The sequence below is a fragment of the Yersinia sp. 2545 StPb PI genome, from assembly GCF_052217125.1.
In the GTDB taxonomy this organism is placed as follows: domain Bacteria; phylum Pseudomonadota; class Gammaproteobacteria; order Enterobacterales; family Enterobacteriaceae; genus Yersinia; species Yersinia enterocolitica_E.
On the sequence record NZ_JAZGPY010000001.1, the window covers coordinates 1,848,074 to 1,874,783 of the forward strand.

A 26,710-nucleotide genomic window follows, 5' to 3' on the forward strand; every position below is an offset into this window, starting at 1 on the left:
TTCCTTTTGAGACTTAATTGAGTGAGACTGTTACCTGGTATCTATTGACTGTTTGCCATGCATCAGTGCCAACCGTTTATTAATTATATCGCTCTTGACGGAGCCTGCCGCAAGAGTGACATCTTGTGCACAAATAGGTTGCCCGGTATTTCTGTCCAGTAAGATAGTTTCTACCGGATTACCTGTACGGCGATCTGCGAGAACTACCGCAGGACCAAGTGGTGCAAAATGCTGATTACCCCACTGGAATAGTGCCGCCATCACTGGGAAAAAATCATTGCCACGCTCAGTCAGTAAATACTCATAGCGGGCAGGACGCGGATTATAGAGCCGCTTTTCAAGGATTCCACTTTCCACCAGATACTTTAGGCGGCGGGTGAGGATAGTGGGTGATAGCTGCAAACTTTGCTGAAATTCATCAAACCGCGTTAACCCCTGAAAGGCATCGCGGATGATTAATATGCTCCACCATTCGCCGACGCGTTCAAGAGAGCGGGCAACCGGGCAAGGCATGTCTTCAAGGCGGGTTCTTTGCATTCCATTCCTCACATCATTATTGTGGCTTTGGCTGAGCGTGGGCTGAAAATTAACATTCAACAGGTGACTACATTTATTGTAGTCACTTGGGTTAAAAAAAATGCCTCGTGGCATCATTATTATGGTGCAGGGGAGTAACTGCCCCTGCACAGGGATAACAGATATTAGAAAGTATTGGTGTCTTTAAACAGACCGACTTTCAAGTCGGTGGCAGTGTAAATCACTTTGCCATCAACCAAAACTTCACCGTCCGCGACACCCATAATTAATTTACGCATAATAACGCGTTTAAAATTAATACGATATGTTACTTTCTTGGCTTCAGGCAGTACCTGACCGGTGAATTTAACTTCACCGACACCCAGCGCGCGACCTTTGCCTTCGCCACCTAACCAGCCAAGATAGAACCCAACCAATTGCCACATAGCATCAAGGCCCAGGCAGCCTGGCATTACAGGATCACCGATAAAGTGGCAACCGAAGAACCATAGATCTGGATTGATATCCAGTTCCGCTTCCACATAACCTTTGCCATAGGTACCGCCGTCTTCTGTCATCTTGACGACACGGTCCATCATTAACATATTGCCTGCTGGCAATGGTGGTCCGCCAGCGCCAAACAGTTCGCCACGGCCTGATGCTTCAAGGTCTTCTTTTGTATAGGATTCGCGTTTATCTACCATGTTCTCAGTAAGCCTTATTTTAGTGAAGTGCGCAGAATAGCGTACACCTGTACGCTGAGCAAGTCCGATCAGCCCTGGTTGAACCAGTTTAGCCAGCGTAATGGCCAAGGCCAACGGTGTCTGTCCTGCGGATTAACCTGTGAGATTCGCTCTTGAATTATACCTAACAGGCTTGGTTGCTGCTCGTCGGCATACACCATGCCTGTCAATAACGGCAGTGCTTCAGCGGCGCTATCAACCGCCCAGAGATGGAACTGACCATTTTGTACCGCCTCAATCACTGCCTGATTCAGGCATAAATGACGGACATTGGTCGTCGGTAGAATCACCCCTTGAGTGCCCGTCAACCCGCGACGCTGACAAGCTTCGAAGAAGCCTTCGATCTTTTCATTTACGCCGCCAATAGGCTGCACATTACCAAACTGATCAACAGAGCCTGTGACCGCAATTTGCTGGTTGATAGGCTGCTGCGAAAGGGCACTGATCAAGGCGCAAAGCTCGGCCAGTGATGCGCTATCACCATCGACCTCACCATAGGATTGCTCAAAAACAATCGAAGCCGAGAAGGGTAGCGGCTGATCAAGTTCCAATTCTGAGATCAAGAATGCTTGCATAATCATCATGCCTTTAGCATGTAGATTACCGCCCAGTTCCGCTTTACGTTCAACGTCAACAAACTCGCCATCACCCAAGTGAACCACACAACTGATACGTGCAGGTTCGCCAAAAGCATAAGGGTGACCTGGGTATTCCAGTACCGACAAACCATTAATCTGACCGACGACTAACCCTTCGGTATCAACCAAAATTTGCCCTAGTTCAATCTCATCTTGCATCCGCTCAGCAAGATAACTATTACGCCAATCACGGGCATTCAAGGCAATGTCCAGCGCATTGGCTGTAATTGACCCTTCTTCAGCATACAGCGCTGCTTCTGCCAACTGGCCAGTTAGCCATACTGGGCACAGCGGCAGACTGCCCTGATCACCGCTGTAGCGCACTGCCTGACGAAACAGAACTGGCCAGGCATCGGCAGATAAAGATGGCAACTGCTTTTCCTGCAATAACGCATTGATATAGCCACACCATAGGGTCATGCCATCGATATCGACCAGCGGCAGCTCGACTTCGAACTCGCCATAGATAGCCAATTCACCTAACTCGGGTTCCATATCGTGGAAATCGCCAAGGCCCAGACGGTCGCCAACGAGAATCAGGCGCAGATCCAGTGGCATAGAGGGAATGTGTACTGGCAGAGGGCGAGTTTCATCAGGTGACAACCAATCGAAGCGCTGCTGGACAATCATCTGTTTCAGACGCAGCCACATCAGTGGTTGAGCTTGTAATGCCCGTACTGACAGGATCAATATGCCGCCATTAGCCTGATGAACCAAGCCGGGTTGCAGACTGATTTGATCTTTATGCCATCTAACACAACCAAACAGTTGTTCTGGTTCTATCCATTCCTGATAGAGACAGCGTGAATGTGCCGCAAAAGGCTCGTCACCACGTTGTGCCGGCTGCCAGGTCACTAGATTGGTATCAATCTGATAATCGCCACCAAACACGGCAGAGGCTTCAGGTTGCAGCTCTTTAACTGCCTGCGCGATCAATGCCAGATACTCAGTACTCTCCTGTGCTTTAATCAGCATAAAACGCGGTTGAGATTGTGGATGACAAAATAGCGTCATGCCATTCTCTAACCGGGGCTGAATCGCCGAGAAAGAAACCGGCTCCAACTGGGAGGCAGTAGTAAATAACGCTTCATAGGGCGTTGCGTTCGGCAGCATTGACTGCCATTCAAGTCGGTTATTGGTCAAAGTAATAGATGCAATCGTCAAAAAGGGAAAGGGCGATTATACAAGAATAAAGCAGGCTGCATATACGTAGAGTGGCAGTTGGTAGCAAGGAGTAAGACATCGGCAGTATTCCGTACAAAAAACAAACTAATCATAGGCTTTTAGTAGGGTGAAATTCTGCGTAAAACTGTTATGCTTGACTTAAGTTACACGGTCACTAAAGAGCTCACGATGAAATATCAACAACTGGAAAATCTGGAAAGTGGTTGGAAATGGGCGTATTTGGTAAAAAAACACCGTGAAGGTGAAGCCATTACCCGCCACATTGAAAACAGTGCAGCTACAGACGCAGTAGAGCAATTGATGAAACTGGAAAGTGAACCAGTAAAGGTGCTGGAGTGGATTGACACTCATATGAACGTACAACTGGCGACGCGGATGAAGCAGACTATCCGCGCCAGACGTAAGCGCCATTTTAATGCTGAGCATCAGCATACGCGCAAAAAGTCGATCGATCTGGAATTTCTGGTTTGGCAGCGTTTGGCAGCTCTAGCCCGGCGCCGTGGCAATACTCTGTCAGATACAGTGGTGCAGTTAATTGAAGATGCTGAGCGTAAAGAGAAATATGCCAACCAGATGTCATCTTTGAAACAGGACTTACAGGATATTCTCGGTAAAGAGATTTAACCTGTCTTGGTATGAATTAGATAAAAGTTGATATTGATATAGAGCCATTAAGAAAAGAGATGTGGCTTGGTTTGTTATCATTGATGATAAAAAAAACCCCGCAATGCGGGGTTTTTTACGAAAGGAGTAAACTTAAGCCTGTGGCTGAGTTACAACTTCTTTGTAGCCTTTAACTTCGATCTCTACGCGACGATCTGGTGCCAGGCAATTGATCAGAGCAGCACGTGGTTTCACGTTGTCACAGGTGTTACCAGTAACTGGGTTTGCTTGACCTTCACCGCGAGCGGTGATTTTGTCAGCAGGGATACCTTTAGAAACCAGGTAATCACGCACGCTGTCAGCACGACGCTGAGACAGAACTAAGTTCGGTGCTGGTTGACCGATACGGTCAGCGAAGCCCAGAACAACTACAGAACCGTCTTTAGGATCGATAGAGCTCAGTTGTGCATACAGTTGGTCCAGAGCTTGCTGGCCTTCTGGTTTCAGAGTTGCTTTGTTGAAAGCGAACAGCACGTCAGATTTCAGTGTGAAACGCTTAGTGTCAACAACTGGAGCTGGAGCTGGTGCTGGAGCAACTACTGGCGCTACTGCATCTTCCTGACCGAAACGGTAAGAAACACCCAGGCTCAGCATGCCATTGTCTGGACGAGCACCAACGGTAGCTTTATCACCGATGTTGCTAACCCATTGGTATTCCATACGGGTTGCCCAGTTTTTGGTCCATGCATATTCTGCACCCAGCGCTACCAGTGGAGAAACACCGGTGTCATGGTTGCTAGCACGGCTATCAGTAGGAGCATCGTAAGCGCTAGAATCTACGCGCCAAACCAGACCACCCAGACGGGTGTACAGGTCCAAGTCCTGAGCAATTGGGTAGCTCAGTTTAGCAGCCAGCTGTACGCCTTGTGCTTTGAATGCGCCGTTATTTACGTCGCCTTTGTAAGGCATACGGCCAAGCCAGTCGTATCCCATTTCAAAGCCCAGGTATTGGTTTGCTTGGTAACCCAAGAACGCACCAGCACCCAGTTGGTCTTTATGGGTAGGACCGTCGTTGCCAACGTTGCCATAGATACCGCCAGTGCCAGTATCTTGATACTGGGACCAACCCAGTTTACCACCGGTGTACCAGGTGTTATCTTTCGGTGCGGCTTGCGCTACTGTAGCGAAACCAGCCAGTGCCACTGCTAATGCGATAGCTGTCTTTTTCATTTTACGCCTCGTTATCATCCAAATAGGCAATGAGCTTTAAAAAGCTAAGCCCTTGGTTAAAATTCTTCGCCAAGGTTTTAACGCTCCCGTTAATCACGCTGCCAGTATAATTTGGCGTTTTAGAGCAACCTTGGCGATGTAAAGTCTACAACGTGGCGAGAAAGTTACAAGTGTGATGTGATAAACCGCCTGAAAAAAAAGCGAAATAGTGCATTATCTTTAACGATTTAGCGGTAAAAACCCGCGTTTTCTAGACGTTATTTTCTGCTGCAAGCCGCATTCCGACTCGCTTTATGCCGGTTTTACAGGAGTAAGCGCTAAATATTGTAATAATTCATGGGATAAATCCTAAATTTACTTAATGATACAAAGAAGAATGAATTTTTAACGTTGCGCACTGTCCTTGGTTCAGTTTTATGTCATTCAACGGACGCATAACAAACCCATAAGCATTCCCTAACTTTGCTGCCAAACGTAATCTGATTCGATCATTTTCTGACAACTCCGGTAGCCAACCAAGAACGACACTGTAATTTCCCGTCAATAATGCCTTCTCCATTGCATCAACAGTCGACAATGGATTGATTTGCCGTAACTGAACGACTTTATCTATTGGTAAGCCTGAATGCTGTAACCATAAACGACTTAATTTCTGTTGTGGGGCCAGCCATAAAAGCCACCGAGACTGCTTACCAAGTTGTTGCAATAAAGGAAGCAATAACTGAGTTACCGCAGGCTGGTTTTCACTGTACACAAGTTCACTGATAAGGCCACTATCTGTTGGAGCATCAACTCTTTCCGGTGTTTCACGGCTAATAAGAGAATGATAATTAGCATTATAAGGTTTTAGTGATTGAGTACGCATTATGAACCTCGCCTGTAGTGTGCTGTATGCATATACAGTAGTCACTGTTTGTTCGAAGATCAACTAAATTTTTACAAGACGCTTCGCATAATTGTGATGTAAATCCGTGCAAATTCATTTTGTGTTTGGCTAGGTAATCCATATTGCGTATTTTTTAATTGGTTGTTCCTCTTACACTTATTGCAACTGGATAGGGACGTTGGATTGGATTTTTACTAAAGGAGTAGTTATGGAAAACGCATCAGAAAACAAAATCATGCAAGCACAGGATCGTTTCGATTTTTTAGGCAAGATCACAGTTCGTTCGCAATTTGGTGGCTATGGCCTATTGGCGAACGGCATTATGTTTGCGGTGATTTCGGACGGCGAACTGTATTTACGCGCTAATAATAAGATAGAAACGCTATTCCGCAGTCGGGGGATGAGTAACTTTGTCTACGCTAAACGCGGGTTACCGGTATTGCTGCGTTATTATTGGGTAGACTCTGCATTATGGAGTGATGAGTGCACACTGAGTCATTTTGCTACACGCGCTTATCAAGGGGCGAAAGCTGAGATTTTAAGCAAAAAAGGGTCAACAGTTCGTCTGAAAGATTTGCCGAATCTCAGTGCCAGCCTTGAACGACTATTGTGGAAAGCCGGCATCAAGAATGCGGCGGAACTGCGGCGTGAAGGGGCCAAATGCTGTTATCTGAAGTTACGTGCATTAAGGCGCTCACTCGGGGTTAATGTATTATTGGCGCTTGCTGGGGCGATAAGTGGCCACCATTATGCTGTGCTGCCTTTATTGATGCGTAGTGAACTTATTGAATGGTTTGAGATACACATCCGTTCGCCCAACATTACGCAGTTTGAAACAGCATAGCGGGGCCATCGGGAATGGCCCCAATCTTAATTAGTCTGGCTGATGTGCCTATTCAGTTCACTGAGTTCAGGTAACAGTTCAAGCAATAAACCTATTTGTTGTAAAACCAATTGGTCTTTGCTCTCCGGCTCAGGATTACAGTTCTGTAGCCGGGTAGATAAGCTGGCTAGCACCTGGGCCATTTTCGCGCTGTCAGGCTGCTCTTGCTCAAGTGTACCCTCGACATAACAAATCGCATCATTAAGCAGATTCAGGGTGGCGGTGTTGCTCAGTTTCTCTCGATGAGCACCCAGCGCGGATATATAGCTCAGCATCGTGTGGTTCAGACAGAGCAATCGGAATGCTGCCTCCTGAGTTTCTTTGTCATTTTTGGGTTCGGCAGACATATTTGAGATCACTGAGGCTAACTCCGCGTCGCAATTATGTGCATCACGGCGGGCTATACGGTAGGGCAGGCTATTATCTTTGCCTTGATAGTATTGCACCAGAATTGCATCCAAATAGCGGCAGTTGGCATTCAGCGTTTTATGAACCACCGCAGGGAGGTGGCGGAACTTCCAATCCGGCCAGATAAAACTCACCGCTACCCAGGCGATTGCACAGCCTAGCAGGGTATCAAATACCCGAGGTGCGGCAACCTCAAATCCTTCCCCTAATAGGTTAAAACAGAGCAAAACCAGCAGGGTAATAAACATCGTTGCATGAGCATACTGAACATTACGGAAAGCAAAAAATAGTACCCCGGTAATGACAATAAGGATGAGTTGCCCCTCAATGGAAGGCACAAAATACAGGATAGGCAAACCAATAAGAATACCCGCTAGCGTGCCAATTATACGCAATGCAAGGCGGCGGCGCGTCGCATTGTAGTTAGGTTGGCAGACAAAAAGACTGGTCAGTAGGATCCAATAGCCGTGGCGCATGCCTGTTAGTTGAATAAACGCATAACCGAGACATAGCACCACTGACATGCGAACTGCGTGGCGAAATAGTGCAGATTGTGGGGTGAGATGGCGGCTGATACGCAGCTTGATATCACTCCATCCGGTAATGTGGTCGTCAGACAAACGGCTCTCGGGCTGAGGGCCTTCGGCTAATACTTGTTCGGATTCAATTCCCGCCAATTGGGCATCAATAGCCCGTAAATTTCTCAGTAAGTGGGAAAGGGCTTTAACTTGCGGGATATTCTCGTTTTGCGCGAGTTCTCTGGCCAGTGCCGCATCTAAAAACGTAAAGGCTCGCTCGAAGCGAGGATCATGCTGATACTTTTGTCTCATCAGAATGGATTGCGAAAGTTGCAGGCAGGCTCTGGCTTGCATACTCAGTAAGCGCTGAAAGCGGAATAGCACGTCGCTGTAACGGAATTTCTCTCGTAGAACCTGATATTGGACATGTGACGAGCTGGCGCGTTCATGAATATCTTGTGCGACAAAATAGTAGTGAAGTGTCCGTCTGGTCCCACGCTGGCCCCGATCACCTTTCAAGCGAGTCACCAGTGAGGCTTTGGCCTGATTTAAGGTTGATACCAGTGTGCCGTTGGCCATCGCCACATCAATAAGAGGCTGGTCGACATCAGATTCGATATCAGGATCGAAGAGATTAGCTTTTGCTTCCAAATAGTGAGCAAGCTGCTGGTAGCAACGAGCTAGATTATCCTGCAAGGGGCGGATAGGGAAAATAAGGTGTCCGCACAAGGTCAGTACGTTATACCAAACAGCTCCGAGCAGCAGCAGTAGCGGCTGTTGGTACCAGATATGGTACATCGAGGTACCCAACATGGTGTAGATAGCAATTAGCAATGCGCCAAAGGCAATGGTTGCATAGCGTTGCCCCAAAGCCCCCAGCAGAATAAAACCACAGGTTGAAAAGGTCAGACCGAGGGCAAAAAACCAGGGATAAGGAAATAACAACTCTATCGATGCGGAGGCGACAAAAAAACAGATCAGCGTAATGAATAAATTGCGTAATCGCCCTGTCAGGCGGTCATCAAGATCAGTAAGTGCTGCCGCGACGACACCGAGTGTTAACGGAATTGTCAGTTTGGGCTGACCAATCCACCACGGAACCGCCGTTACTCCCGCCAACGCGATAAAAATACGGGCATGATAAAGCAGGCTACTATTGTAGACATAACGGCGTAAACCAGTGACGAAAGTGAGCACAAAAAACCTCTAAAACTGAAAATTCAGCGTTGCTGATATTGGCGTTGAGCGTTAGCCATTCTCGCTTGCTGTGCCATTTCGACTGAAACGACACGGCGGCCCACGGGCCACAAAGCAATAGCAGCAATTTTAAAATTGGCAATACCGACCGGGATACCAATGATGGTTATGCATTGCACAATCCCTGTGGCGATATGGGATAAACACAGCCACCAACCAAATAAAATGAACCAGACAATATTCAGTAACGAGCCGCCTGCAGTTATCAGAGCATTACTTTTTTCTGGGTATAATTCATTGACATGGATCGCCTCATTGCCATAAGGAAGAAATGATAATTTGGTAATTTCCCAGCAAGAGCGCGTTAATGGTAAGGTAAAAATCAGAACGACACTGACGACTGTGGCGAATAGCCAGCCCAGTGTGGTGAAGAAACCACCTAAAACAAAATTAAGAATATTCAGTACAGTACGCATAGTGATTTATCTGCCTAGCTGAATAAAAAAACCGCAACGCGGATGAGTGATAACAAACGCTAACCATTCTATATGAATAGGGCGGGTTAGTTTCCGTTGTCAACTATCGGATACCTGTTGTTTAAACTCAATTATTTTATTTACACTCCATTGTGTTATTTCAATTCACTTAATACGAGTAATGGCGCGCAGATATGGAACTTAAAGCGACATCTTTTGGCAAGCATTTGGCTCAGCACCCTTACAACCGGGTGCGCTTGCTCAATGCTGGCATCGAAGTATGCGGTGATAAACATCAGTACCTAATTCCTTTTAACCAGTTGGTTAACATTGAATGTAAGCGCGGTATTGTCTGGGGCGAACTGGAATTTGAATTGCCAGACCAACAAGTTGTCCGTTTACATGGCACCGAATGGCAGGAAACTCAACGTTTCTATCAACATTTACTGGGCATCTGGCAGCAATGGAGTGAAGAGATGAGCTTGGTTTGTGTTGAGGTTTTACATAAACAAGTGGAATCAATCAAGCGGATTGAGCAACAGGATAAATGGTTTAAACGCAGTGAGTTAGGACAGGTGCAGCACTCTATTCGCGAGGCTTTCGCCTCATTGCCAATACCGGTGCAGCGGTTGAGCGAATTTGAGACCTGTCGTGCAGATTATGAGATCTGTTTGCGCTGGTTGCAGCAAGGTAGTCGCAGTGTAGAACGCCGGAATCAGCAATGGACCAACCGAATGTTGGAAGAGCATCAAGATTTCTTCCAAAGTGTAGAAACCTCCCCTCTGAATGAATCGCAAAGCCGGGCGGTGGTTAATGGCGAAGACTCGGTATTAGTTCTGGCAGGTGCCGGCAGTGGTAAAACATCAGTGCTGGTAGCCCGTGCCGGTTGGTTGTTACGCCGTAATGAAGCATTACCGGAGCAGATTTTACTGCTCGCATTTGGCCGTCAGGCGGCTGATGAGATGAATCATCGCATTAAGCAACGGTTAGCTGTGGATGATATTCAGGCTAAAACCTTCCATGCACTGGCATTGCAGATTATCCAGCAAGGCAGCCGTAAAACACCACTAATCAGTAAATTAGAATCAGACAGCCAGGCCAGAAGGTCGTTATTGATTAAGAATTGGCAACAGCAGTGTAGTGAGAAAAAAGCGCAGGCAAAAGGGTGGCGTGAATGGCTAACTGATGAGCTTGAGTGGGAGGTTGATGAGGGTGAGTTTTGGCAAGATAAACGTTTAGCAGCCAGATTGGCGGGGCGGCTGGAGCGTTGGGTAGGGCTGATGCGAATGCACGGTGGTAGTCAAGCCGAAATGATTGAGCAGGCCGATGAAGAAGTGCGTGATCTCTTCCAGAAACGTATACGGTTAATGGCACCGTTATTGAAAGCGTGGAAAACGGCGTTGAAAGAAGAAGGTGCGGTTGATTTCTCCGGCTTGATTCATCAGGCAGTTAACTTACTGGGTAAAGGGCGTTTTGTTAGTCCGTGGAAGCATATTTTGGTGGATGAGTTTCAGGATATCTCACCGCAACGCGCTATGCTGCTGGCAGCACTGCGCAAACAAAATAAGCAAACCTGTTTATTTGCGGTGGGTGATGATTGGCAGGCGATTTATCGGTTTAGTGGCGCGCAGCTCTCGCTCACTACAGCTTTTAGCCAGTACTTCGGTGAAGGGGCTGAATGTGCCTTGGATACCACTTACCGCTTTAATGATAGGATCGGTGAAATTGCGAACCGGTTTATTCAGCAAAACCCACATCAATTGAAAAAGCCACTTAACAGCTTGAGTAAAGGTAACAAAAAGTCAGTCATCATTTTACCGGACCAACAGCTTGACACCTTGCTGGATAAATTAAGCGGTTTTGTTAAGGATGATGAGCGCATTTTGATTTTGGCCCGCTATCACCATTTACGGCCTGAGATTTTGCAAAAAGCGGCAACTCGCTGGCCAAAACTGACGATTGATTTTATGACTATTCATGCCAGTAAAGGGCAGCAAGCCGGCTATGTGATTATTGCAGGGCTGCATGAAGGTAATGATGGTTTTCCGGCAGTAGCGCGGGAATCAATTGTGGAAGATGTGCTGTTACCGGCACCGGAAGATTTCCCAGATGCGGAGGAGCGGCGTTTATTATATGTCGCAATGACTCGTGCGAAGCACCAGGTCTGGTTACTGCAAGATACAGCAAAACCCTCTATTTTTGTTAAGCAACTTAGCGAGTTAGGTGTTCCTGTTCAGCGTAAACCTTAACGGAGCTATCGCATACATTACGCCCGGTGGTTGTGGCACCGGGCGTAATGCTTATTGCAGTCGCTGTTTTAAGTAATGATCATAATCAGGGATTGCGATGGTAACTTCGCTGCTAAACAAGTTAGAACCAATTAAGAAGTCTGCGGTCGAGCGGTTGGTGGCGACAGGTATATTCCAGACTGTTGCCAGACGTAGTAGGGCTTTCACATCGGGATCATGCGGCACAGCATTCAGTGGGTCCCAGAAGAAAATCAAAATATCGATTTTTTTCTCTGATATCAGCGCACCCACTTCTTGATCTCCCCCCATCGGACCACTTAGTAAACAGTTAACGTCAATGCCGGTGGCTTTTTGTACCAGGTTTCCGGTGGTACCTGTGGCATAAAGTTCGTGCTGGGACAGCAGTTGTTTATTTTCCATAACCCATTCGAGCAGCGATTTTTTGCAGTGATCGTGGGAAACAAGGGCAATATGCTTGCGTACCGCAATAGTGCGGGTAGTCAGTTCCATCAAGATATCCTTCAATAAATGCTAGCGGTTTGCTAACAGATTACTGAAACAGAGATTTTGTGCATAGCGGTAACGCAAAGAAATGCGAGGAAACAAGCATAACCTGATGTTTAAGAACCGCCTTATCGTAAACGGATCATTTGCCCGGTTGCTTTTTAGCCCAGAGTAGGAAGCGTTGTTGAGTTTCGGCGTTGGCTTGCAGGAACCAATATTGCAGCATCTGTTCGGCAACATTTTCCCCTTGCAGGCTGGTGGTATTCTGCGCGGTATTTGTCCCTGCCACGGCAATAGTGGTCCCCGGCACCGCACTCACAGTTGACGGTGGAATGGTGGCAAAAGAGGGAACTGAAGCACTAAATTGGCCAACATTATAACTGGCCATTGCAGTTTCAAGTGTGCTGGCAGTGTTGAGATTGTCCTGATGTAATACATCGTGGCGCACAGATAATGGGCGGCCATTATCTCCAATAAGCTGATATACCGGGTTTTTAGAAAACTTATGCCCATCTCGTTCGGTATCAATGACCGGTAATTTTATGGCGACTGAACGAACATTGCGGGTATTAAACACCACCACTAATGGCGGAGAGGCATACAACACTTTCGGATCGGCTGGCAGTGGTTTAGCCACTTTGAACAGAATTTGATGCTGACCGCTGTTTAATTCCAAGCTATCGGCTCCTTTTAGCAAGGATCCTGACATATTTTTCCCATCGACCACCAACAGGTCAATTTCCGGCGCGAGTTTTAAGGTCGTGGCGATAGCTGAAGCACTACAGCAAACGGCCAAAATCCCTACGACCACCAGACCAAATTTCATGTGCTGCTCCTGAGGGTGATATCCGCGTACATTGTCAGACAGGCTAGATTATGTGTCAAAGTCTTTCCGTTCGCCCACATTTATTTACTTTTTGAAATGATCAGTATAAATATAACGTTTTTATCCTGATGAATTATAAGGATAAAGCCGGCAATCTAACAGTAATTACTGCGACATCTCTTAAACCAAATCAATCTGACCGCATTTATGATCCATTTTCCCCATGATGTACACTTAGAGGATCGCCTAATATTGGTAGTATCCCTCCGGGTGCACATGGATTGGGATATTCTTTTAGCGCATCAGAGGAACTGAAAAATGCACGATAAAGATATTGCTGACATTCTCCAACAGGTAAAAACAATTGCATTAGTCGGGGCGAGTGATAACCCATCGCGGCCAAGTTATGGTGTTATGGCTTATCTGCTACAGCAGGGGTATCAAGTCACGCCTGTTAGCCCTAAATTGGCGGGGAAATCATTATTGGGCCAGCAGGCATATGCAGAACTGGCGGATATTCCTCATGCTATCGATATGGTGGATGTTTTCCGTAATGCCGAGGCTGCATACGGCGTTGCGCAAGATGCTATTGCTATCGGCGCCAAGGTTCTGTGGTTACAAATTGGTGTTATTAATGAGTTGGCGGCTACCTTGGCGGCAGATGCGGGAATAAAGGTGGTGATGGACCGTTGTCCGAAGATTGAAATACCGCGCCTGGGATTAGAAAAACAGTGATACGCGACGTTGCTAATTTTGGCGATAAAAAACCCGGTACTAAGCGCCGGGTTTTATCGATAAATCTCAAGATTTAGTTGCGTAGACGCGGAGCCTGTAGCTGATGGCGGATGGACGCCGCCAGTTCATCCAATGAAGGTTGCTCTGGGTGAGCATCCATATCTTCATAGGTTAGTTGCGCTTCAGCTAGATAGGTGTGTATCGGTTGCCCCTCATCATCCTCAATAACCACGTGATACCAAGGTGACGAACGCAACATAGCGTTGTTTGCAACCTCATCAGGTTCCGGTGGCTCGAGAGAATATTCAGGATCGATATCAATCACTACACCCAAATAGCCGTGTAGGCTGTGGCGGACCTGCTGCCCAATACCAAATTTGCTGGCAATCATGATAACCTCCTGAGAAACATTACTCTGCCTTCTATATGAGGGCAGTGTAGGGCATTTCAAGTCATACTATCCGGCACGCGAACCCTTTCAGGTACAGACCTTCTGGATATGTCGCGATAACCGGGTGATCCGCTGCCTGACGGAACTGTTCTATAAATTGTATATCATGCCCTGCATCTAACGCAGCATCGGCCAAAATTTTCTGGAATAAATCTGTTGGCATCAAACCAGAGCAGGAGAAACTTAACAAGATCCCGCCTGGGCGCAATAATTGTATCGCTAACATATTAATATCTTTGTAGCCACGACACGCACTTGCCAACTGACTTTTGTTCTCCACAAACTTCGGTGGGTCCATAATGATCATGTCAAACTTTTCCCCTTGCGTGCGGTAGTTACGCAGCAATTGGAACACATCATCCCGAATGAATTCGGTTTTGCTCAAATCCAACTGGTTGAGTTCAATGTTTTGTTTGGCTATATCCAGTACAGCTTGTGACGTATCAACGCTGATAACTTGCTTACAATTTCCCATCAGCGCTGCGACAGCAAAGGCACCGGTATAAGAGAAACAGTTCAGAACACGGCGACCATCGGCGTAGTTACGCGCCGCCAGGCGGCTATCGCGCTGATCTAAATAAAATCCTGTTTTATGGCCGTGCTGAATATCAACCAACAGTTGCATGCCGTTTTCGGTTATTGGCAGCAGGTCAGGCGGCATTTCACCACTGATTGTACCTTGCGTCAGAGGTAAGCCTTCTTTTTTACGTACGGAAACATCGGAGCGGTCATAAATAGAGCATTCTGGGTAACAATGTTGTAAGGCACTAACCAGCGTTTCCCGCTGATATTCAGCGCCGGCCGACAGTAACTGCAATACCAGAAAGTTCTGGAAGCGGTCTATGGTGATACCCGGCAGGCCATCAGACTCACCGGCGATCAGGCGATAGCCGTTCAAACCATCACGCTTTGCCAGCCAATCACGCCAGCTCTGCGCTTGCTGTAGACGGCGGATGAAGAACTCGCGGTCAATAACTTCATCTTGTTGGAACGTCCAGACTCGTGCCAAAATTTGTGATTCAGGAGAGTAGGCGGCACGGGCCAGCCATTTACCCTGGCTATCAAGGATATCGAGGGTTTCACCGGGCAGGGCACTCCCCTCAAGGCGTTGAACGGCCCCAGAGAAGATCCACGGATGGCGACGAAGTAAGGACTTTTCACGTCCTTTGGCAAGAATCAGGCTTACGGTCATAATTAAGTTGCTGCCAGCTAGGTAAAAAAGAGCAGTATTGTCGGAGTATGAGCCGGAAAATGCAAATTATCACGTAGATGAGGAGTCTATATGCCAAAAGTATGCACTGCCGCCTATGTTTATGGCGTTGTTCAGGGCGTGGGTTTCCGCTATAGCACGCAACGTCAGGCACAAGCGCTGGGTGTGACGGGTTACGCTAAAAATTGTGATGATGGCAGTGTGGAAGTGGTGGCTTACGGCGAGCAACATGCGGTTGAACACCTGCTGGAGTGGATTAAGCAGGGGGGGCCACGCGGTGCGCGGGTGGATCGCCTGCTGACGGAACCTTATCCGAGCACCGCGTTTGAAAAATTTAACATCCGCTATTAACTCACGAGCGGTACCAGAGCACAGCTATCCGTCGTTAAATACTGTTATCTGTCGTTAAATACACTTAACGGGTTTGGGTAATCCTGCAATTTTGGTTGCTTGCTTTGCTGGCCCTTTGGGGAATAAACGATACAGATATCGGCTATTACCTTTCTCTTCACCATACTTTTGTGCCATGGCCTTTACCAGCATGCGGATTGCAGGTGATGTATTGAATTCTTGATAAAATGCACGCACAAAGCGCACCACTTCCCAATGTGGTTCAGTGAGTATAATCCCTTCCTGTTCAGCCAGTATGGGCGCTAAAGCCTCGCTCCAGTCCGTGCTATTTTTCAGATAACCCTGTGCATCGGTATCAATAACCTGGCCTTTAAACTCCAACATACAACCTCGGTAATTCAATCAATGAAACGGCCGCTAATTTAGCAAATATTTGCCACTACCCCAAAGAAGTCTCTGCTGTTATTTGGTGAGGTGCCATCTGTGCGAGAGTAAATAAACCGGCTGCTGTACGCCTAATGGCCAGTTAGCATAAGGGATGACGATAAATTCAGCACTCGACAATCAGCTAGCGGATTTTTTGGTCAATTAAGCACAAACAGGCTTTACAAGCGGCAGAGCTCTGTTTATAGTTCGGCTCGTTGCGGAGGGGTGGCCGAGTGGCTGAAGGCAACGGTCTTGAAAACCGTCGACGGGTAACCGTTCGAGAGTTCGAATCTCTCCTCCTCCGCCATCATTTCTCTTTATCCTCTTGTTTTTCCCCCAGTTACTTATCCCAAACAAAATTATTCAGTATGCCGTCTGGTATGCCGTATCCCGTGTGAATCGCCCCATTAGCGAGAATACTGATTAACCATCAACTCAGATTCAGTATGGGAACCGTGGAATGAACGGGTTTTATGGCGAAAAGTACCACCACATATCACTAACGTAATCTCTTTATTGCTGGAAAGTGCCCAGGCAGCCGGCAGATTATTGGTCAGTACCGTTATTCCATCTTGTTTTGCCGGCTCTTGCGCAACATTTAATGTGGTACTGCCACTGTCGAGAATGATGGAATCCCCAGGTTGCACCATTTTTGCAGCCCGGATAGCGATCCGGCATTTGAGATCGATAGCAAATAAAATAGCAATTCGAAATAAATCGAAAGTTATGATGCAAGTGATACTCGCTTGCCTGATTGTGTTGTGGTTGCTGGTTACCTATATCTTGGCGGTTGAAGTGAGTTGTGAAACTGGTAGCCCTTATATTTACGTAGCGAGGAGCTCTAATGGTCTTAGTATACCTACAAAGAGGTATATGATTGACTTTTATGTAAAAATTGATCGATGAGATGCTTTTTTTTTGAGCTGGTTCATAAAAGCGAATACCCACACAAAAATTGTTTGATCTAAAACAAGCATTCTTACTACTACAAATCATTTGCTGCAAATCCTCCTTACTATCTGCCTAACCCACAGGGTGATATCAGTCATGCTTCGCCTCCTGGCTCGCTATTTCTCACCTGATTGCGGGTTTAAAAATAAAAAAACCATCTGGTGCGGGCACTGATAGCGTCCGGTATGGAAAAACACACTGGAGTAAATATTGTGAGCAAATTTATAAGACAGGTGTTGGTAGGGATAATGGCTCTTTTGGCAATAGGCGCGGTATTTTCTTTGTCGGCGGCACCTACGCCGCCGATTGAGGCCCGCAACGATAAATTCGCTGAACAGCATGTTGACCAATTCACCTCATGGCTGAAAACCAAAGAGAGTGGGCCACGAGAAGATGCGCTGGCGGATGACCCCAATTTGGTGATCCTTTGGGCCGGATATCCGTTTGCCAAAGATTATAACAAACCTCGTGGGCACTATTATGCTGTCACTGATGTGCGGGAAACCTTACGTACCGCAGCACCGAAGACCGCAGAGGATGGCCCCTTGCCGATGGCCTGCTGGAGCTGTAAAAGCCCGGATGTTGCCCGCTTGATCAATGAACAAGGTGAAGAAGGGTATTTCAAAGGGACTTGGGCCAGAGGTGGCCCGGAAGTCGTCAATCAGTTGGGGTGTGCCGATTGCCATAATACCGCTTCTGCTGATTTTGCTGCCGGGAAGCCAGCTTTAGTCCTCTCCCGGCCCTATGCTGAGCGTGCTTTGCAATCTATCAATAAACCTTTCGAACATGCCAGCCGCTTGGATCAACAATCCATGGTGTGCAGCCAGTGCCATGTTGAGTACCACTTCGCCGGTAAAGATAAAGCGGTGAAATTCCCATGGGATCAAGGCACTGATGTGGCGTCAATGGAGAAGTATTACGATGAAATCGCTTTCTCCGATTGGGTTCATCCGCTGTCAAAAACCCCGATGTTGAAAGCCCAACATCCTGAGTATGAAACCTGGCGTGCGGGGATCCACGGTAAAAACAATGTCAGTTGTATCGATTGCCATATGCCGAAAATCCAAAATGCGGCAGGTAAGGTGTATACCGACCACCAGATCCGCAACCCGTTTGATAGCTTTGAAACTACCTGTGTTAACTGCCATACCCAGGATAAAAAAACCTTGCAAGATATTGTTGCTGAACGCAAAGCCAGCATTCAGGAGTTAAAACTGAATGTTGAGAAACAACTGGTTCACGCGCATTACGAGGCAAAAGCTGCTTGGAATGCCGGGGCAACCGAACAAGAAATGCAACCTATTCTGCAAGATATCCGCCATGCCCAATGGCGCTGGGATTATGCCATTGCTTCCCACGGTATTCATATGCATGCACCGGATGTTGGTCTGCGTGTATTGGGGGGCGCGTTGAATAAAGCTGCCGATGCCCGCACCAAACTTGCACGTCTGCTGGCGACAAAAGGGATTAGCCACGAAATTCCGCTGCCGGATATTTCGACCAAACTCAATGCCCAGAAAGCGCTGGGAATGGATATGGATAAGCTGAACCGCGAGAAGCAGGAGTTTCTGCAACAAGTGGTACCAGCCTGGGATGATCAAGCCAGAAAAGCGGGCCGGTTGAGCCAGTAAGAGGCGTTCCGGTGTGACAATACGCTCACCGGATCTATTCCAGAGACAAACGGCCCCAGATTGGGGCCATAGCAAAGGTGGAATAACTATGCGCGTTTTACGTTCATTCGGTTCAGCCGCGCTGCTGGTAGTGTTGATTCTGTGCACGCTGCCCACTCTCGCCACAACACCGAACACGACGGCGAAAATGCCCGCGTTGCGCCATATTGTTGAGCCGCAGCGCAACCCGGATGCTGCTTGCATCCAATGTCATAAAGAACAAAAAGATGAGTTGCATGGCAAACATGCTGGCGTGGTAAATCCGAATACGCAGTTGGCCTTAACCTGTACCAACTGCCATGGGCAGGCATCGGTGCTGCACCGTAATGGTATTAAAGATGTGATGCGTTTTAACCGCGATATGTTTAATGCCGATAAAGCGATGTACAGCGTCTCACAACAAAACAGTGTCTGCATGAGCTGCCATCTGCCGGAGAAATTACGCGAGGCGTTCTGGCCCCATGATGTGCACATGTTGAAGCTTTCTTGTGTCAGTTGTCATCAGTTGCATCCTAAAACCGACCCGATGCATGGCCTTGACGATAAAGGGCGGGTCAAACTCTGTGTTGACTGTCATCGCCGTCAGCAGGAGCTGATATCGAAGGAAACACCATGAATACGAACCGTCGTCACTTTATCGCCAGTATGGGGGCGCTGATTTTCCTGACCGGTTCTGCTGGACGTTCACTGGCACTCAGCGGCACTGTTGATGGCATTCGTTACGGGATGCTACATGATGAAACCCGTTGTATTGGTTGCACGGCCTGTATGGATGCTTGCCGTGAGGTTAATCATGTACCCGCTGGGGTCTCACGGTTAAACATCATCCGTAGCCAACCGATCGGTGAGTTTCCTGCTGTAAAATATCAGTTCTATCGTCACTCCTGCCAGCATTGCGATAAGGCGCCCTGTGTCGATGTGTGCCCAACCGGAGCCTCGTATCGCGATAGCGGGACTGGGATTGTTGATGTCGATCCCGACCTCTGCGTAGGGTGCCAGTACTGTATCGCCGCCTGTCCGTACCGGGTGCGCTTTATCCATCCGGTGACGAAAACTGCCGATAAATGCGATTTTTGTCGGAAAACTAATCTAAAGCAGGGTAAACAGCCCGCCTGTGTCTTGTCGTGCCCAACCAAGGCACTCACCTTTGGCAATTTGGACGACCCTAACAGTGAACTGGTGAAATTATTGCATCAGCGCACTGTGTATCGCGCCAAGTTACATCTTGGGACACAACCGAAATTGTATCGTGTTCCCTTTCAGTATGGGGAGATAACCGGATGAATCCTGAACTGAATACCCCGTTTCACTTTGCCTCGTTAGTGTGGGATTGGCCGATAGCCATCTATCTGTTTTTGATAGGAGTATCGGCGGGCATGGTGGTAGTTAGCCTATTGGTTAAGCAACGGGTTCTGGGCGGTGAGGCGGCGCGCAGTGGGTTAGTTAAATCGACCGCTATGATGGCGCCCTTAGCGGTGATTATGGGGTTGTTTATTTTGATACTGCACCTTACCCGGCCGTGGACTTTCTGGAAGCTGATGTTTTTCTACAGTACCAGCTCGGTGATGTCATTGGGTGTCATGCTGTTTCAAATTTATATGGTGGTGCTGTTGGTCTGGCTGGCGGTGATATTTCGCCACGGGCTGACGGCGTTATTACAGCCTTACCGCAAATTGAATTGGGTTGGCACGGTACTGCATAAACTGGCACCGATTGAACGCAAGTTGGAACCATTGATGATGTTTCTGGCTGTGGCGTTGGGGGCATATACCGGCTTCCTGTTATCGGCCCTGAAGAGTTACCCCTTGTTGAATAATCCGGTATTGCCGGTGTTATTTCTGTTCTCCGGCGTTTCTTCGGGTATTGCCGCCATGGTGTTGTGCGCAGTGACCTTTTTTAAAGAACCCATAGATAGCCCGGCACTGGCATTTGTTCATCGGCTGGAAAAACCGGTGGTGTGGTTGGAGCTATTTCTGCTGCTAGCATTCTTCACCGGGCTGTGGTTCGGCGGTGGTCAGAAAGAAGTCGCGGTCGCTGTCGCGTTGGGCGGTGGTTTTTGGGCCGCGATGTTTTGGTTCTGGGTTATCGGTTGCGGCATGGTGCTGCCATTAGTTTTAAACCGTTTTTGTAGCCATGGAATGCGCCATCGGGTTTCATTTCTAGTGACGGTATCCGGCTTGAGTTTGTTTGGCGTATTGGTTTTACGTTTCTTTATTCTTTATGCCGGTCAGATGACGGTTGTGTGAGGAGGCGAACCGGTGATGGGTGAAAATGTATGGTAGGTGAGTTGGGGCTGTTGTCACTGTTGGTGGCTGCGTCATTGGCGCTGCTGCTCACTGGTGTGCCTATTATTGCTCTCCATGGGCGGCGATTGGCTTTGTTGTATTGGTTACCGTCGTTCAGTTACGCCGTGACCTTATTCATTACATTGGCACTGTTGTTACTGGGTTGGTGCTTTGTTAGCGATGATTTTTCTCTGCTTTATGTAGCACAACACGGTAATAGCCAGCTCCCTCTATTTTATAAGGTTGCGGCAATCTGGGGCGGGCATGAAGGCTCCTTGTTGTTTATGCTGTTTGCTCTGAGCCTGTGGAGTTCCGCGTTGACGCTTTTTCGCCGTCATTTTCCGCTGCGTTTTTTTGCTCGCGCGTTGGCAGTGATGGGGGGGCTACTGCTTATCCTGAGCGTTTTTATCCTCTTTTTCTCCAATCCTTTTGAGCGATTGTTCCCGACGTTGGCGCAGGGGCGTGATTTAAATCCAATGTTGCAGGATCTGGCGCTGATATTTCATCCACCCTTGTTGTATCTGGGGTATAGCGGTTTTGCCGTTAGTTTTGCTTTTGCCGTTTCGGCGTTGCTTGCAGGCCGCAATGGCAACAATAGTGTGCACTACTGCCGTCCCTGGGTATTGGCTGCCTGGAGTTTTCTCACGTTTGGCATTTTGTTGGGGGCATGGTGGGCATACAGCGAATTGGGGTGGGGCGGCTGGTGGTTCTGGGACCCGGTTGAAAATGCGTCATTACTGCCATGGCTCACCGCAACTGCACTGTTACATGTTCTGGCTGTTATTGAGAAACGGGGCTTATATCATCATTGGGGCATTTTGCTGTCGCTGGTGACATTTCAACTCTGCTTGTTAGGCACTTTTATCGTGCGCTCTGGGGTGTTGACCTCAGTTCACGCTTTTGCTGTTGATACGGCGCGCGGTGAGGCTTTACTGGCGCTGTTTGGCATGGTGACGTTGAGTTCATTGACGCTATTTGCCCTGCGGGTGCGGGGCAACAATCGCTCTGCTGCTTTCAACCTCTTCTCACTGGAGTCATTACTGCTGGCGGCAATGGTGCTGCTAAGCATTGCTGCGGTAACCGTATTGATTGGCACATTGTATCCATTAATTGTCAGTGTGCTGGGGTTAGGATCACTGTCTGTTGGTGCGCCCTATTTTAATCAAACCCTGACACCTTTTGTGCTGCTGTTGCTATTGCTGATGGGCATAACGCCGTTTGCCGATTGGCGGCAAAGCCGCAAAATCAATGGCTGGCGTCTTGTCGTACCTGCTGTATTAGCTATCTCCGGTGGGGTGCTCAGTTTAGGTCTATTCGAATCACCGTGGCAGGTGGGGATGCTGATAGGTGTCACTCTGGCCCTCTGGACGTTGTTCGCGCCATTATTTGCGCCAAAGATACGTGGCTATTTATGGTTGATACACGGTGGCGTTGCGGTCAGCCTGCTGGGAATGCTGTTTGCTTCATATTACACCGTCGAGCAGGGGCGACGTATGGCACCAGGCAGTCAGGTCACGCTGGCGGGTTATCAGTTTACCTATCGTCAAACTGAATTAGTGATCGGCCCAAACTATACCAGTGAGCAGGCGCATATTGTGGTCAGCCAGAATGGGCAAGCGTTAACCACATTGTTACCGGAGCGGCGGCACTATACAGCGCGGGGAATGTTGATGATAGAGCCGGCGATAGCCAGTAGCCCCCTGGCCGACTTTTATGTGGTTCTGGGGGATAGTTTGGGTGCGGGGGAGTATAGCGTACGTTTGTCCCATAAACCGATGGTCAGCTGGATTTGGGGGGGCGCACTGATGATGGTAGTTGGTGGTTTATTGGCGCTATGGCGCAGAGTCCACCCTGTTAGCGACCTCGCGGGGGATAAATGAAACAACGTTGGCCTTGGTTGATTGTCCCTCTGGTTGCCTTACTGCTGGGCTGCTTGCTTTATAGCGGCTTAACGCGGGATCCGCATCGTATCGAGTTGGCCGAGCAAGACCTGCCGTTTCCCGCTTTTTCTTTATCCGAATTGCAACAGCCCGGGCAGAACATAACGCGAGAGCAACTGTTGGGTAAGGTGACGGTGATTAATGTATGGGCCAGTTGGTGTGCCAGTTGTAAGCAAGAGCTCGCCCTACTGGGGCAGATAGCCGGGACGCTGCATGGTGTGCAGTTCTATGGTCTGAATTACCGCGATGACCGTCAGGCGGCGTTAAATACTCTGCGGCGCTACAGCAATCCTTATCAGAAGAACCTTTATGACCCGCATGGCACATTAGCACTGGCGATGGGGGTATATGGTACACCTGAGACCTGGCTAATTGATGCAAATGGCATTATTCGCCAGCGCTATGCTGGTGAAATGACGACAGAGATATGGCAACAACAGTTTATGCCGCTACTGGCGCAATGGGCGAGGGTGGGAACCCCATGAAAGTTTTATTCCTGATGTTATCACTGGTTTTTTCATCTGGTGTTGCGGCTGATGTGGTGGATACCTATCATTTTAGTTCGCCGCAACATCAGCAACAAGCATTGGCATTGGCGCAGGAGCTGCGTTGTCCCCAATGCCAAAATCAGAACTTGCTGGAGTCGACCTCGCCGATAGCGCAAGACTTGCGATTAGAGGTCTATCAGTTGGTAGAAGCAGGACACAGCTCTCAGGAGATAATGGCCGTAATGACCCAGCGCTATGGGGACTTTGTTCTGTATCGTCCTCCGTTGCGCAGTGCCACACTGGTGCTATGGTTTGGGCCTGGGGTGTTGCTGGTCTGCGTGTTAGGTGGGTTGATTTTTAGGATACGCCGGCAATCTGTCTCAGGTGTGAGAGGGCCGCGATAATGGTGCTATCGATAGGGCTGGCGATACTGGTGCTGTTGGTGGTAGTGAGTTTGTGGTGGCCGTGGCTGGTGCAATATGGTCGGTTGAGCTGGCGCTGGCCACTGGGCTTCAGCCTGGTGGTGCTGATTCTAATTATGTTGGGATACCGGCAACTGGGCCATTATACCGCCGTGCAGCAAGAGGCTTTGCGGCTACAGGAAGCCCAGCGGTTGAATAATATGCTCGATAAGCAGAGCAGTGATCCCACGCTATCTCGGTTACAACAACGTATTCGTTTGGCTCCCGATAAGGGGGATGGATGGTACAGTTTAGCTCAACATTATTTATATCGTAACGAATTTGAGGATGCATTGATCGCCTTGCAGCAGGCTGAACGTTTGCAGGGGGCCAGTGCCCGCTTTGATGCTGCACGAGCGACGGTGTTCTATTACCGGTCAGGGCAAAAAATGACGGGTGATGTGACGTACTGGTTACAGCAGGCTTTGACTAAAGATCCCATGCAATATACTGCGCTAATGCTGCAAGCCGCTGATAACTTTACCCATGATAGATACGCGCAGGCCATCGCTATTTGGCAGCAGTTATTGGAAAGTGGTAACCCACAGGTTGATCGTGCGGTGATTATCCGTGCTATTACATTAGCTCGGGTGATGCAGCAGGCTGAATGATAGACAAAAAAAACCCTTACCAATCTCATTTGGTAAGGGATGCCAATTCGGCCAACACCAGGGAAAACATTATAACCGTTTATTAATCATACAATTAATTCGGGTTAGTGATATGACTTAAGTCAAGTTTATCAAAATTATATAAATAAGGTTAATGTTTATATGTATTAGGAATCATTTATTAATCGCAAGGAGCATGGATTTACTGCACACATTGATTATTTGTATGATTTTTAAACGATGAGAAGGGGGCGGGGCGATATTATGGCCATCTGAATGTAAATGCATCCAGATGGCTAGGCAGAGCAGGTCTTGTGGGACTAAAAGTCCCCTGGTGTTGGCGAAAATATATTCTTTTTTGACTAACTTTCTTAGCGTCTGTGCGCTAATATATTAGTTCTATAATATCTAAAACTAATTATTTAAAGCAAAAACAGTCTAATAAACATAGGGCTATAATAATAGCTAGCCTTAAGTCTAGTTTGGAAAACTATCCTTTAGTCTAGGTTGTTTGTTCATATAATGTTAGCCGGGCGTTTGTGAGGAAACTCTGTAAGTCTATTTTATACACTGATTTCTATTGAAAACAATGTCATAAAATTGTATCGTTGCTCAACATATATAGTAAACTTGGTCTGTTATGATAATTGATTATTTTGACAATGAAAGTATTAATGAAGATATAAAGAACTATATTCAAAGAAGAATAAAAGCTTATGGTGATCTGCGTTATTCCTATTTGGTAATGAATAAGAAAACACCCTTACACCCGACTATTATTTCAAACTATCCAATGGATTGGATACAAACATATAAAAAAAATAACTACCACCTTATCGATCCTGTTATTTTGACGGCAAAAGACAAAGTTGCTCCGTTTGCTTGGGACGACAATTCGGTGATTAATATAAAGTCAACCGACTCAGCCGTATTTAACCTTGCCAGAGAATATAATATCATTAATGGTTATACATTTGTTCTTCATGATAATAATCATAATATGGCAACGCTGAATATTTCTAATGGAAGTGATGATAGCATTTCTTTTGATGAGAGCATTGAGACCAATAAAGAGAAAATTCAAATGCTGCTTATTCTGACTCATGATAAAATGTTGGGTCTTTACCACAAAAATAACAGTAAAAACAATAAGTTGAATGGTGCCGGTGACGAAAGGGAAATCTTTTCGCCTAGAGAGAACGAAATTTTATATTGGGCTAGTGTCGGCAAAACATACTCGGAAATCTCCATAATATTGGGAATAAAAAGAAGTACAGTTAAGTTTCATATTGGTAATGTTGTCAGAAAACTTGGTGTTTTAAATGCCAAGCATGCGATAAGACTTGGCATAGAGTTAAAGTTAATTAAACCTATTTAACTATATCTGGCACCGCTAATGGCCAGGTTTCAAGTATATGAGGTTCAACGTGATGCGTTCTGCGTATCTTCTTTATTAATTGTTGTTGGCTATCAATGTCGACACCCAGATGTAAAAGATAAATAACCTCATTTTTCTCTGACTCACCTTGGTTTAAAACTGTAATATTCCAGCCGGAACGCTTCAGTAATACATACATCCCTCGGCTGACAACAGTCAGTATACCTTTATAATTACGGCTTCTGGCATAATTAACCATTGCTAAAAAAAGTAATACGCTGAGTGCACTATTATTGCCTACCATATCTCTTGCTAGTTTTTTTTCAACAAAGAAACGGCTGGATTCTATAAAACCATCGACCGGAAGGTCAATGTCGGAAAAATAAGGTGCGAATGGCCCTGCCACCATTGTAGGATATTTCATTTCAATAAATCTGACACTGCAAACAATAGTGTCCTCTATTATTCCTAATATATAGTTTGTATTCTCATCATCATATTGGTCGCTTTCTCTGCCATCAGTACAGGTTACTTTCCAATCTAAGCGATCTTTAAATGTTATTTTTCTAAGTGTGAAGATCTCGTCTAACTTTCTTTCAGGCATACTGTTAAAGTTTACGTTAAATAGTTTTAACATGATGAAAACCAAAGTTATTTAATTAAACCAGCATCGTACACGATCTCTGTCCGTTAGTGCAAACATTGAACGAGGTTAGACAACGCCATGAATAACTAATGAATGTCAGCATCGTCGTTCAATTATTCTACAAATAGCAAAAAGACAGACAATCTATTTTTGATGGCCACGTGCTATAGGTGCGGTACTCGGAGAGTTGATGGATCTTTTTAAGAAAAAAGTGACATCAGACGGGACTTTTCAACAGGAAATAG

General features: G+C 47.1%; 28 protein-coding genes and 1 tRNA gene. 15 read left to right on the forward strand and 14 right to left on the reverse strand.

The window, feature by feature from the left end; genetic code table 11:
- Positions 1-30: 30 nt before the first annotated feature.
- The 3 genes from V1955_RS08430 to V1955_RS08440 all read right to left on the reverse strand — a co-directional run bounded on the left by V1955_RS08430 (position 31) and on the right by V1955_RS08440 (position 3,040).
- Positions 31-537 carry a winged helix-turn-helix transcriptional regulator gene (locus V1955_RS08430; RefSeq protein WP_083158466.1) on the reverse strand — a complete coding sequence of 169 codons (507 nt, stop codon included), beginning with the start codon at positions 535-537 and terminating at the stop codon, positions 31-33.
- Positions 538-701: 164 nt separating this feature from the next.
- Positions 702-1,220: a bifunctional 3-hydroxydecanoyl-ACP dehydratase/trans-2-decenoyl-ACP isomerase gene (gene fabA / locus V1955_RS08435; protein ID WP_083158467.1), complete on the reverse strand. Its 519-nt coding sequence runs from the start codon at positions 1,218-1,220 to the stop codon at positions 702-704.
- A gap of 68 nt (positions 1,221-1,288) precedes the next feature.
- Positions 1,289-3,040 (reverse strand): AAA family ATPase, encoded by a 1,752-nt coding sequence (locus V1955_RS08440; protein ID WP_442820786.1) that lies wholly within the window; start codon positions 3,038-3,040, stop codon positions 1,289-1,291.
- A gap of 210 nt (positions 3,041-3,250) precedes the next feature.
- Between V1955_RS08440 and matP the strand changes: the two genes are divergently transcribed.
- A complete protein-coding gene (matP, locus tag V1955_RS08445; RefSeq protein ID WP_083158469.1) occupies positions 3,251-3,706 on the forward strand; it encodes a macrodomain Ter protein MatP in 456 nt (151 codons plus the stop codon).
- 132 nt (positions 3,707-3,838) lie between these two features.
- Here matP and ompA read toward each other — a convergent pair whose 3' ends face one another.
- Positions 3,839-4,915, reverse strand: a complete 1,077-nt coding sequence (ompA, locus tag V1955_RS08450) for a porin OmpA (RefSeq protein WP_083158470.1) — start codon at positions 4,913-4,915, stop codon at positions 3,839-3,841.
- Positions 4,916-5,273: 358 nt separating this feature from the next.
- Positions 5,274-5,780 (reverse strand): SOS-induced cell division inhibitor SulA, encoded by a 507-nt coding sequence (gene sulA / locus V1955_RS08455; protein ID WP_372559313.1) that lies wholly within the window; start codon positions 5,778-5,780, stop codon positions 5,274-5,276.
- A gap of 229 nt (positions 5,781-6,009) precedes the next feature.
- Between sulA and V1955_RS08460 the strand changes: the two genes are divergently transcribed.
- Positions 6,010-6,645, forward strand: coding sequence for a TfoX/Sxy family DNA transformation protein (locus V1955_RS08460; protein WP_442820787.1), 636 nt, complete (start codon positions 6,010-6,012; stop codon positions 6,643-6,645).
- 26 nt (positions 6,646-6,671) lie between these two features.
- On the opposite strand, the gene yccS is transcribed toward V1955_RS08460, so the two are convergent.
- Positions 6,672-8,807: a YccS family putative transporter gene (yccS, locus tag V1955_RS08465; protein ID WP_083158473.1), complete on the reverse strand. Its 2,136-nt coding sequence runs from the start codon at positions 8,805-8,807 to the stop codon at positions 6,672-6,674.
- Positions 8,808-8,830: 23 nt separating this feature from the next.
- The gene (locus V1955_RS08470; RefSeq protein ID WP_083158474.1) at positions 8,831-9,283 is read right to left on the reverse strand and encodes a YccF domain-containing protein; all 453 of its coding nucleotides are present in this window, start codon (positions 9,281-9,283) and stop codon (positions 8,831-8,833) included.
- Positions 9,284-9,477: 194 nt separating this feature from the next.
- Here V1955_RS08470 and helD point away from each other — a divergent pair, with 194 nt between their 5' ends.
- Positions 9,478-11,532 (forward strand): DNA helicase IV, encoded by a 2,055-nt coding sequence (gene helD / locus V1955_RS08475; RefSeq protein ID WP_442820788.1) that lies wholly within the window; start codon positions 9,478-9,480, stop codon positions 11,530-11,532.
- Between the two features lie 51 nt (positions 11,533-11,583).
- Here the strand turns inward: helD and V1955_RS08480 are convergent, their stop codons facing one another.
- Positions 11,584-12,042, reverse strand: a complete 459-nt coding sequence (locus V1955_RS08480) for a methylglyoxal synthase (protein ID WP_083158476.1) — start codon at positions 12,040-12,042, stop codon at positions 11,584-11,586.
- Between the two features lie 136 nt (positions 12,043-12,178).
- Positions 12,179-12,862, reverse strand: coding sequence for a DUF2057 family protein (locus V1955_RS08485; RefSeq protein ID WP_193784636.1), 684 nt, complete (start codon positions 12,860-12,862; stop codon positions 12,179-12,181).
- A 318-nt stretch (positions 12,863-13,180) separates the two neighbouring features.
- Between V1955_RS08485 and V1955_RS08490 the strand changes: the two genes are divergently transcribed.
- Positions 13,181-13,597 (forward strand): CoA-binding protein, encoded by a 417-nt coding sequence (locus V1955_RS08490; RefSeq protein WP_083158477.1) that lies wholly within the window; start codon positions 13,181-13,183, stop codon positions 13,595-13,597.
- Positions 13,598-13,670: 73 nt separating this feature from the next.
- Here V1955_RS08490 and hspQ read toward each other — a convergent pair whose 3' ends face one another.
- Together hspQ and rlmI are read right to left on the reverse strand one after the other, a co-directional pair.
- Positions 13,671-13,988: a heat shock protein HspQ gene (hspQ, locus tag V1955_RS08495; RefSeq protein ID WP_083158478.1), complete on the reverse strand. Its 318-nt coding sequence runs from the start codon at positions 13,986-13,988 to the stop codon at positions 13,671-13,673.
- A 61-nt stretch (positions 13,989-14,049) separates the two neighbouring features.
- Positions 14,050-15,240 carry a 23S rRNA (cytosine(1962)-C(5))-methyltransferase RlmI gene (gene rlmI / locus V1955_RS08500; protein WP_083158479.1) on the reverse strand — a complete coding sequence of 397 codons (1,191 nt, stop codon included), beginning with the start codon at positions 15,238-15,240 and terminating at the stop codon, positions 14,050-14,052.
- 90 nt (positions 15,241-15,330) lie between these two features.
- Here rlmI and yccX point away from each other — a divergent pair, with 90 nt between their 5' ends.
- Positions 15,331-15,609: an acylphosphatase gene (gene yccX, locus V1955_RS08505; RefSeq protein ID WP_083158480.1), complete on the forward strand. Its 279-nt coding sequence runs from the start codon at positions 15,331-15,333 to the stop codon at positions 15,607-15,609.
- A 54-nt stretch (positions 15,610-15,663) separates the two neighbouring features.
- Here yccX and tusE read toward each other — a convergent pair whose 3' ends face one another.
- On the reverse strand, positions 15,664-15,993 hold the full coding sequence (tusE, locus tag V1955_RS08510) for a sulfurtransferase TusE (protein ID WP_083158481.1): 330 nt from the start codon (positions 15,991-15,993) through the stop codon (positions 15,664-15,666).
- Positions 15,994-16,254: 261 nt separating this feature from the next.
- Between tusE and V1955_RS08515 the strand changes: the two genes are divergently transcribed.
- Positions 16,255-16,342, forward strand: a tRNA-Ser gene (locus tag V1955_RS08515).
- A 100-nt stretch (positions 16,343-16,442) separates the two neighbouring features.
- Here V1955_RS08515 and V1955_RS08520 read toward each other — a convergent pair.
- The gene (locus tag V1955_RS08520; RefSeq protein ID WP_442821433.1) at positions 16,443-16,790 is read right to left on the reverse strand and encodes a hypothetical protein; all 348 of its coding nucleotides are present in this window, start codon (positions 16,788-16,790) and stop codon (positions 16,443-16,445) included.
- 444 nt (positions 16,791-17,234) lie between these two features.
- Here V1955_RS08520 and nrfA point away from each other — a divergent pair, with 444 nt between their 5' ends.
- The 9 genes from nrfA to V1955_RS08565 all read left to right on the forward strand — a co-directional run bounded on the left by nrfA (position 17,235) and on the right by V1955_RS08565 (position 25,819).
- Positions 17,235-18,617 (forward strand): ammonia-forming nitrite reductase cytochrome c552 subunit, encoded by a 1,383-nt coding sequence (gene nrfA, locus V1955_RS08525; protein ID WP_372569891.1) that lies wholly within the window; start codon positions 17,235-17,237, stop codon positions 18,615-18,617.
- Positions 18,618-18,705: 88 nt separating this feature from the next.
- Positions 18,706-19,272 carry a cytochrome c nitrite reductase pentaheme subunit gene (nrfB, locus tag V1955_RS08530; RefSeq protein ID WP_420073237.1) on the forward strand — a complete coding sequence of 189 codons (567 nt, stop codon included), beginning with the start codon at positions 18,706-18,708 and terminating at the stop codon, positions 19,270-19,272.
- Positions 19,269-19,940, forward strand: a complete 672-nt coding sequence (gene nrfC, locus V1955_RS08535; RefSeq protein WP_083158485.1) for a cytochrome c nitrite reductase Fe-S protein — start codon at positions 19,269-19,271, stop codon at positions 19,938-19,940. The genes nrfB and nrfC overlap by 4 nt, the downstream gene beginning before the upstream one ends.
- Complete coding sequence (nrfD, locus tag V1955_RS08540) at positions 19,937-20,902, forward strand: cytochrome c nitrite reductase subunit NrfD (RefSeq protein WP_083158486.1); 966 nt, start codon at positions 19,937-19,939, stop codon at positions 20,900-20,902. The genes nrfC and nrfD overlap by 4 nt, the downstream gene beginning before the upstream one ends.
- Before the next feature lie 29 nt (positions 20,903-20,931).
- Complete coding sequence (locus tag V1955_RS08545; protein ID WP_442820789.1) at positions 20,932-22,821, forward strand: heme lyase CcmF/NrfE family subunit; 1,890 nt, start codon at positions 20,932-20,934, stop codon at positions 22,819-22,821.
- Entirely contained in the window at positions 22,818-23,366 is a 549-nt protein-coding gene (locus V1955_RS08550; protein WP_083158487.1) for a DsbE family thiol:disulfide interchange protein, read from the forward strand. Before V1955_RS08545 ends, V1955_RS08550 begins: the two co-directional genes overlap by 4 nt.
- The gene (gene nrfF, locus V1955_RS08555) at positions 23,363-23,773 is read left to right on the forward strand and encodes a heme lyase NrfEFG subunit NrfF (protein ID WP_442820790.1); all 411 of its coding nucleotides are present in this window, start codon (positions 23,363-23,365) and stop codon (positions 23,771-23,773) included. The genes V1955_RS08550 and nrfF overlap by 4 nt, the downstream gene beginning before the upstream one ends.
- The gene (locus V1955_RS08560) at positions 23,773-24,441 is read left to right on the forward strand and encodes a TPR domain-containing protein (RefSeq protein WP_083158489.1); all 669 of its coding nucleotides are present in this window, start codon (positions 23,773-23,775) and stop codon (positions 24,439-24,441) included. Before nrfF ends, V1955_RS08560 begins: the two co-directional genes overlap by 1 nt.
- Positions 24,442-25,081: 640 nt before the next feature.
- Positions 25,082-25,819 (forward strand): helix-turn-helix transcriptional regulator, encoded by a 738-nt coding sequence (locus tag V1955_RS08565; RefSeq protein WP_083158490.1) that lies wholly within the window; start codon positions 25,082-25,084, stop codon positions 25,817-25,819.
- Here V1955_RS08565 and V1955_RS08570 read toward each other — a convergent pair.
- A complete protein-coding gene (locus V1955_RS08570; protein ID WP_193784637.1) occupies positions 25,812-26,456 on the reverse strand; it encodes an acyl-homoserine-lactone synthase in 645 nt (214 codons plus the stop codon). The genes V1955_RS08565 and V1955_RS08570 overlap by 8 nt on opposite strands.
- Between the last annotated feature and the right edge of the window lie 254 nt (positions 26,457-26,710).